The sequence below is a fragment of the Bradyrhizobium ingae genome (genome assembly GCF_055791185.1).
In genome coordinates, this window is the sequence record NZ_JBVUBB010000060.1 from 21,393 (window position 1) to 27,807 (window position 6,415).

The window sequence follows — 6,415 nt, forward strand, 5'->3', positions numbered from 1 at the left end:
TTACCCCCACGTGCTCCGGCGCTTCACAGTGTCGCAGATTTTGACAGCGACGCAACACGCTTGGCGAGGGTTCGCGTTGGCCGGATGTTCCCGTTGTGAAAAGGAGCGGAGCGATCTAGCCTTCACGCAGCGCACAATGGATGCGGCTTGCATGTTTTCTGCGCGGCACCTGCACCAATAAAAGTCAAACGATTCAGGAGGGGACGACCATGAGCGGGACCGTCAATCGCCAGATCCTTCTGGTGGAGAAGCCGAGCGGCAAACTTGGACCGGAGCACTTCAAGATGGTCGAGGGCACCGTGCCGGAGCCGAAGGACGGCGAGGCGCTGTTGCGCGTGCGTTACATCTCGCTCGATGCTGCCAACCGCGCCTGGATGCATGGCGCGACCTATCGTTCGGCGGTCGAGGCCAACAGCGTGATGGCGGGCGGCGCCATCGCCGAGGTCGTCAGCTCGAAGGCAGCGGGGATCGCGGCCGGCGACATCGTGTTCGGCGATACCGGCTGGCAGGACTATGCCGCGGTGCCTGCAAAGCATCTCACGAAAATGCCAAGGCTCGAGCCGCTGACGCATCTGCTCAGCGTGTTCGGCATCGCCGGCCTCACCGCCTATTTCGGCCTGCTGGACATCGGCAAGCCTAAGGAGGGCGAAACCGTCGTGGTCTCGGCCGCTGCCGGCTCGGTCGGGTCGATCGTCGGACAGATCGCCAGGATCCGGGGATGTCGCGTGATCGGCATCGCCGGCGGCGCGGACAAATGCAACTGGCTCACCTCGGAACTCGGCTTCGATGCCGCCGTCGATTACAAGGACGGCGCGGTGTTCAAGGCGCTGCGTGCGGCTGCTCCTGATGGCATCGACGTCTATTTCGACAATGTCGGCGGCGACATTCTGGAAGCCTGCCTGCCGCAGATGAACAATCACGGCCGCATCGCCTGCTGCGGTGCGATCTCGCAATATGACGGTGCGCCGTCCGCGCATGGCCCGCGCGGCGTGCCCGGCTTGATCGTGGTGAAGCGGCTCGTGATGCAGGGCTTCATCGTGATGGACTATATGAGCCAGAGCCAGCGTGCGCTCGCCGACCTTCAAGCCTGGGTCAAGTCGGGACAATTGAAGGTGCAGGAGGACATCATCGGCGGCCTCGAGAACACGCCAAGGGCGCTGATCGGATTGCTTGCGGGCGAGAACCGCGGCAAGCGGATGGTCAAGCTCTGACTGACGATGTTGTCCCGCCACATTCGGCGGACATAATCCACTTGCGGGAGTTGCCAAAGCGGCCAATGATGCCGCGCGCGAGATGACCCTCGCGCCGATTGCGATCATATGACTTTTTCGAAGCTCCGATTTTCAAGACGTGGGCTTCACAAGGGCAGGAATTGACGCAAATGTTCAACAGCATGAGAATTGTCGCAACGCGCAACGCGCTGCTGGCCACGGCTCTCTTCGCAACTGCAGCACCGATCTTCGCGCAGGCTCCGACCGACGCACAGAAGAGCGCGATCCGGTCCGCATGCCGGGGCGACTATCAGGCGCATTGCGCGAGCGTGACGCCGGGCGGCGCCGAGGCGCTGCAATGCCTGAACAAGAACATGTCGAGCCTGTCGGCGGCCTGCCAGAGCGCGGTGCGCGCGATCGAACCGGCGGCTGCGCCAAAGACCGAAGCCGCGCCGGCCGCAGCGAAGACTGAATCGACGCCCGCCGCTGAACCCGCCAAGCCGGCCGCCACAACCGAAACATCCAGGACCGAAGCGCCCAAAGCCGAGACGCCCAAAGCTGCCGCCGCAAGGCAGCCGAGCAGCGCACAGGTTTCCGCGATCAAGAGTGCCTGTCGCTCCGACTATCCAAGGGTCTGTGCCGGCGTGCCGCCCGGCGGCGCGCCCGCCCTCGAATGCCTGGAGAAGAACAAGGCGAAGGTCTCGTCCGCCTGCGCAAACGCGGTGAGCGCCGCGACCGGCAGTGGCGGCGTGGCGGCCGCGACAGCTCCCGCGGCGGCCGTACCTGCGGCAGCGCCGGCAGTCATCAGCCTGCGGCCGTTGCGGCCGCGGGAAGAGCTGCTGATCGTGCGCTCGGCCTGCGGTGGCGATCTCCGCACCCTGTGCGCCGGCGTGGCGCCGGGCGGCGGTCGCATCGCGCAGTGCCTCGCGACCAACGCCGCCTCGCTGTCGCCCGCGTGCAAGGACGTGCTGGCACCCTTCGCCGCGCGATGATCCCGCGGTAGGATAAAGCGACGCGGACGAGGTCCGCGTCGCGGGTTCCAGCGGCGTACGACCGATCATGCACGCCGGCGTTGATGCCGCAGCACTTTGCCGATGTTTCGATGTCGACCAGAACAAGACCGGGAGGAGACCATGCGTTCATTCCTGCTTATTGCGCTGGTGGACGGCGTCCGGGTAAAGCACTGCGCCTGAGGACGCGGGCCTTGCCGATCTTTGCTGCGGCGCGGGCTGGGGCAGACCAGTTCATCTCGAGATAACAGGCTGTCAATCAGGGAGGACGATGTTGCGGATCGCCGTGATTGGCGGAGGGCCTGGCGGGCTCTACTTCGCCTATCTCTGGATGAAGCGCCACCCCGACGACCAGGTCGACCTGTTCGAGCAGAACCCGGCCGACGCGACCTGGGGCTTTGGCGTGGTCTTCTCGGACGAAGCGCTGGAGTTCCTGCGCACCGACGATCCCGAGACCGTCGACGAGATCGCTCCGCACATGGAGAGCTGGGAAAACATCACGCTGAACCTCGGCGGGAACAGCGTTGCCATCGACGGGGTCGGCTTCTCCTCGATTGGACGGCTCGAGCTCCTGAAATTCCTCCAGCAGCGCGCAATCGATGCCGGCGTCACGTCGCGCTTCGACACGCAGGTCCATTCCATCGATCAGCTCAACGGCCATGATCTGATCGTCGCCGCCGACGGGTTGAACTCGCTGGTGCGCCGCTCGTTCGAAGGCGATTTCGGCACCTCGTTGTCCTACTCCTCCAACAAGTTCGTCTGGTATGGCACCTCGAAACGCTTCGACACGCTGTCGCAGACTTTCGTGAAGACCGACCGCGGCGCCTTCAACGCGCATCACTATCGCTACTCGCCGACCATGAGCACCTTCCTGGTCGAGTGCGATCATGCCACCTGGCAGGCCTATGGCTTTGCCTATAAGGACCTCGAGCAATCCAAGGGCATGTGCGAGGAGATCTTTGCGGATACGCTCGGCGGCCACTGCCTGGTCTCCAACAAATCGGTCTGGCGCAATTTCCCCTGGGTCTGGAACGAGCACTGGTCGTTCAAGAACATGGTGCTGATCGGGGATGCCTTGCACTCGGCGCATTTCTCGATCGGCTCGGGCACGCGGCTCGCGATCGAGGACGCGATTTCTCTGGTGAAAGCGCTGGAATCGGATGCGCATCTTGCCACCGCGCTGCAGCGCTACCAGGCCGAGCGCAAGCCGATCGTGCAAAAGCTCGTCAGCGCAGCGCGCACCTCGGCCGGCTGGTATGAGCATTTCGCCGACCATATGAAGCTGGACCTGATGGATTTTGCGTACAGCTACATCACCCGCTCCGGGCGGATCGACGATGCCCGCCTGCGACACATGTCGCCGGCCTTCATGGCACGCTACGAGGCGGAAAAGAACGGTGGGAGCGCGGTGTGAGAAACGCAGCGCGCCACCACACTTTCGCTGTCGTCCCGGCGAACGCCGGGATCCATAACAACAGCATGCAGTTGTGGCGCGAGATCGGGGTTGCCAATCTTCGCCAAACCACTCCCTGCGGTTGTGGACCCCGGGCCCGCGCTACGCGCGCCCCGGGACGACGGCTATGTATCAGGCGCAAACTTTGCGTCCCTGACAACTCCACCCTCACCCCGCCTTGCCCAGATGCTCCAGCGCGTCCTCGGCGCGCAAGGGCACGCGCGAGGCTTCGTTGTTGAGATCGACGAGCTGCACGAGCAGCATCATCAGCGTCTTGCGGTGGGCGGACTTGAGCGGCTGCAGCATGCGCGCCTGCGCGCGCTCGACTGCGGGGATGATGTCCTTGAGAATTCCTGCACCTTGCCTCGTCAGATAGAGCAGCTTGATCCGCTTGTCCTCGGGCGCCGCCTTGCGCTCGATATAGGCCTTGGCCTGGAGCCGCTCGATGACGCTGCCGAGCGTCGAGCGATCGAAGGCGATCACCGCGGACAGCCGCGTCGCATCGATGCCGGGATGGGTGTGGATTGCAACCAGCGCCGCATATTGCACCGGTGTCAGGTCGAACGCCTTGCACTCCTCCATGAAGATCGAGACCGCGATCTGCTGCATGCGCCGGAACAGATAGCCCGGCGCGGCATAGACCGCGTCCATCGTGATCGGAGGGGCAGGCTTACTCGGCATCGGGCTGCTTCTCCGGCGCGGCATTGGCGAAGGCCGGCAGCGCCTTCGCGGCGGCCTCCGCCTTGAGCAGCCGCGGATAGGCCGAGACATCGACGCCGAAGCGGCGGGCATTGCCGAGCTGCGGCACCAGGCAGAGATCGGCGAGCGTCGGCGCATCGCCGAAACAGAACGGCCCCGACTCGTCCTTTACCAAGGTCTCGCAGGCCGACAGCCCCTCGCAATTGACCCAGGCGGCCCATTCCTGGACCTTGTCCTCCGCCAGCCCCAGCTCGCGCAGGCGCGCCAGCACTTTCAGGTTTTGCACCGGGTGCGTGTCGCAGGCGATGGCAAGCGCGAATGCGCGCACCTTGGCGCGGCGCAAGCTGTCCTGCGGCAGCAGCGGCGGATTGGGGTGAATCTCATTCAGCCATTCGATGATGGCGAGCGACTGGGTGAGGATCGTGCCCGCATCATTCTCCAGCGCCGGCACCAGGCCTTGCGGGTTGATGGCGAGATAGGCGGGCGCGCATTGCTCGCCCTTGCGCAAATGATGCGGCAGGTGAGCGGCGGTCAGACCCTTCAGGTTCAGCGCGATCCGCACCCGATAGGCCGCGCTGGAGCGGAAATAGCCGTGCAGCTTCATCGGAACCCTCCCTCTTGGTCTCTCATTCGTCATTCCGGGGCTCGCGAAGCGAGAACACGGAATGACGATGTCAAACAATTCGCAATAATTGACGCTACCCAGATTGGCAGTATACTGTCAATCTACAAAACGAACGGACGGGAGGCTCGTCATGGAAGCCGTTGCGAAGACGCCGGAACGCGAAGCGTTCTACAGAAAGATCGATGGCGAAAACCTCACCGCACTCTGGACCGTGATGAGCGACCTGATCACGCCGGAGCCGAGGAGCGCCTGCCGGCCGCATTCGTGGAAGTTCGACGTCATCCGCGACTACATGACCGAAGCGGGCAAGCTGATCACCGCCAAGGAAGCCGAGCGGCGGGTGCTGATCCTGGAAAATCCGGGCCTGCGCGGGCAGTCGAAGATCACGACCTCGCTCTACGCCGGCGTGCAGATGGTGGTGCCCGGCGACGTCGCGCCCGCGCATCGTCACAGCCAGTCGGCGTTGCGCTTCGTGCTCGAGGGCAAGGGCGCTCACACTGCCGTTGACGGCGAGCGCACGGCGATGGAGCCCGGTGACTTCATCATCACGCCATCGATGACCTGGCACGATCATTCCAACGAAACGAATGAGCCGATGTTCTGGCTCGATGGTCTCGACATCCCCCTCGTGCAGTTCTTCGACTGCTCGTTCGCGGAAGGCGCCAAGGACGACCAGCAGAAGATCACAAAACCCACTGGCGACAGCTTTGCGCGCTATGGCCACAATCTGCTGCCGGTCGACGTGAAGCGATCGTCGAAGACCTCGCCGATCTTCAGCTATCCCTATGCCTACACCCGCGAGGCCCTGGAAAAGGCCAAAGCGCGCGAGGAATGGGACGCCTGCCACGGGTTGAAGCTGAAATTCTCGAACCCTGAGACCGGCGACTATGCGATGCCGACCATCGGCACCTTCATCCAGCTCCTGCCAAAGGGTTTCAAGACCGCGCGCTACCGCTCCACCGACGCGACCGTGTTCTGCGCGATCGAAGGCAAAGGCCGCACCCGCGTCGGCGATCAGGTCTTCGAATGGGGCCCGCGCGACCTGTTCGTGGCGCCGAGCTGGCACTGGGTGACGCACGAGGCCGAGACGGATGCCGTGCTGTTCAGCTTCTCCGACCGTCCGGTGCAGCAGAAGCTCGATCTCTTCCGCGAAGATCGCGGTAATGCGTGAAGTGAGGTACTCGCCTCAACTTCGGTGTCGTCCCGGCGCAGGCCGGGACCCATACCGCGTGATCTATCGAGATAGGGCAGTCGTCGTACCGACGAAGATGCAACCCCGAGTCTTCGCCAAACTCCTCCCTGGGGTGATGGTGTGGACGGCCCCCTACGGCATCAGTGTGCCAGAATGAGGTTGTCAGAAACTCATTCACAGGAGCCGTCCGTGAGCCAGATTATCCGTATTGGGATGGATACGTCG

6 protein-coding genes are annotated in these 6,415 nt (G+C 63.8%); 4 read left to right on the plus strand and 2 right to left on the minus strand.

The window, feature by feature from the left end; all coding sequences use genetic code 11:
• The first annotated feature begins 209 nt into the window (after positions 1-209).
• From ACV1FX_RS39720 to ACV1FX_RS39730, 3 genes are all read left to right on the plus strand, one after another.
• A complete protein-coding gene (locus tag ACV1FX_RS39720) occupies positions 210-1,211 on the plus strand; it encodes an NADP-dependent oxidoreductase (RefSeq protein ID WP_473122933.1) in 1,002 nt (333 codons plus the stop codon).
• Positions 1,212-1,381: 170 nt separating this feature from the next.
• The gene (locus ACV1FX_RS39725) at positions 1,382-2,203 is read left to right on the plus strand and encodes a cysteine rich repeat-containing protein (protein ID WP_473122934.1); all 822 of its coding nucleotides are present in this window, start codon (positions 1,382-1,384) and stop codon (positions 2,201-2,203) included.
• A gap of 292 nt (positions 2,204-2,495) precedes the next feature.
• Complete coding sequence (locus tag ACV1FX_RS39730) at positions 2,496-3,635, plus strand: FAD-dependent monooxygenase (RefSeq protein ID WP_473122939.1); 1,140 nt, start codon at positions 2,496-2,498, stop codon at positions 3,633-3,635.
• Positions 3,636-3,842: 207 nt separating this feature from the next.
• On the opposite strand, the gene ACV1FX_RS39735 is transcribed toward ACV1FX_RS39730, so the two are convergent.
• A complete protein-coding gene (locus tag ACV1FX_RS39735) occupies positions 3,843-4,355 on the minus strand; it encodes a MarR family winged helix-turn-helix transcriptional regulator (RefSeq protein ID WP_473122935.1) in 513 nt (170 codons plus the stop codon).
• Positions 4,345-4,977 carry a maleylacetoacetate isomerase gene (maiA, locus tag ACV1FX_RS39740; RefSeq protein ID WP_473122936.1) on the minus strand — a complete coding sequence of 211 codons (633 nt, stop codon included), beginning with the start codon at positions 4,975-4,977 and terminating at the stop codon, positions 4,345-4,347. Before maiA ends, ACV1FX_RS39735 begins: the two co-directional genes overlap by 11 nt.
• 151 nt (positions 4,978-5,128) lie before the next feature.
• Between maiA and gtdA the strand changes: the two genes are divergently transcribed.
• The gene (gene gtdA, locus ACV1FX_RS39745) at positions 5,129-6,169 is read left to right on the plus strand and encodes a gentisate 1,2-dioxygenase (protein ID WP_473122937.1); all 1,041 of its coding nucleotides are present in this window, start codon (positions 5,129-5,131) and stop codon (positions 6,167-6,169) included.
• The last annotated feature ends 246 nt before the right edge of the window (positions 6,170-6,415 follow it).

What these genes read in the sequence shown, in the direction of transcription:
- ACV1FX_RS39725 (WP_473122934.1), top strand. Translation starts at nt 1,382, where the DNA reads ATGTTCAACAGCATGAGAATTGTCGCAACGCGCAACGCGCTGCTGGCC.
- maiA (WP_473122936.1), bottom strand. Translation starts at nt 4,977, where the DNA reads ATGAAGCTGCACGGCTATTTCCGCTCCAGCGCGGCCTATCGGGTGCGG.
- gtdA (WP_473122937.1), top strand. Translation starts at nt 5,129, where the DNA reads ATGGAAGCCGTTGCGAAGACGCCGGAACGCGAAGCGTTCTACAGAAAG.
- ACV1FX_RS39720 (WP_473122933.1), top strand. Translation starts at nt 210, where the DNA reads ATGAGCGGGACCGTCAATCGCCAGATCCTTCTGGTGGAGAAGCCGAGC.
- ACV1FX_RS39735 (WP_473122935.1), bottom strand. Translation starts at nt 4,355, where the DNA reads ATGCCGAGTAAGCCTGCCCCTCCGATCACGATGGACGCGGTCTATGCC.